Source organism: Microvirga sp. P4_G7 (genome assembly GCF_056401005.1).
This window is the reverse complement of the sequence record NZ_JBFUKD010001146.1, coordinates 1-603: the sequence shown is the minus strand read 5'-3', so window position 1 is coordinate 603 and position 603 is coordinate 1. Positions and strand designations below refer to the sequence as shown.

1 protein-coding gene is annotated in these 603 nt (G+C 60.4%); it reads left to right on the top strand.

Annotated elements, in window-relative coordinates:
* Positions 1 to 37: 37 nt before the first annotated feature.
* Positions 38 to 603: IclR family transcriptional regulator (locus tag AC1DT3_RS23540; protein WP_477467564.1), on the top strand; the 566-nt coding region annotated here is incomplete at its 3' end.

Here is a 603-nt window from a genome sequence, read left to right as displayed (position 1 = left end):
GCGGATTTGGCTGCGCACGCATCTAGGGAGTGATCCGATGGCAAGAACAGCCGGCGATAACGATGGTACGCAGGCCATCAGGCGTGCAACGGGGATCCTCAGGCATCTGGCTCGGAATCCCCAAACAGGCTCCACGCTGCGGGAGGTCTCGGAGAGCATGGCGCTTTCGCGTTCCACCGCTCATCGCATTCTGAAGTGCCTCGTCGATGAGCAACTGGTCGCCCAGAGCGACGATGCCAAACGTTACACAGTCGGCGAGTTGACTGCGGAGCTGGGCCTCGCCGCCGCTGGGAGAACGATGTCGATCCTGCGCTGGCGTCCGATCGTCGAATCCGTCGCCATGGAAACCGGTGTCACGACCTATTTGATGGGTCGCAGCGGAAATGAATCCATTTGCCTCGACAAGGCAGAAGGTTCATCGGTCATCCGCGTCATACCGGTCGAGGTCGGACAACGGCGCCCCCTTGGCGTGGGTGCGGGTTCAACAGCGCTCTTGGCATCCATGTCCACTGAAGATTGCGAAACGACGATCGCTGCCATCGAACCCTATCTTCACCGGTATCCGTCCATGAACGGGGAGGGGATCCGCACGATGGTCAACGA